The sequence below is a fragment of the Streptomyces achromogenes subsp. achromogenes genome (genome assembly GCF_000720835.1).
Lineage (GTDB): Bacteria > Actinomycetota > Actinomycetes > Streptomycetales > Streptomycetaceae > Streptomyces > Streptomyces achromogenes.
Map to the genome: position 1 here is coordinate 1 of NZ_JODT01000152.1, position 220 is coordinate 220.

At 67.3% G+C, this 220-nt stretch carries 1 protein-coding gene; it reads left to right on the forward strand.

Features of this window, described 5'->3' with window-relative positions:
- Positions 1 to 220, forward strand: a 220-nt coding sequence (locus tag IH25_RS0137155; protein WP_030621644.1) for an LLM class flavin-dependent oxidoreductase, incomplete at both ends; no start/stop codon positions are given.

The window sequence follows — 220 nt, forward strand, 5'->3', positions numbered from 1 at the left end:
GCTGGACGTCTTCGCCACCGGCGAGCACCACAACCCGCCGTTCGTGCCGTCGTCCCCGACCACGATGCTCGGCTACATAGCCGCCCGCACCGACAAGCTGATCCTGTCCACCTCCACCACGCTGATCACCACCAACGACCCGGTGAAGATCGCGGAGGACTACGCGATGCTCCAGCACCTGGCCGACGGCCGGGTGGACCTGATGATGGGGCGCGGCAAC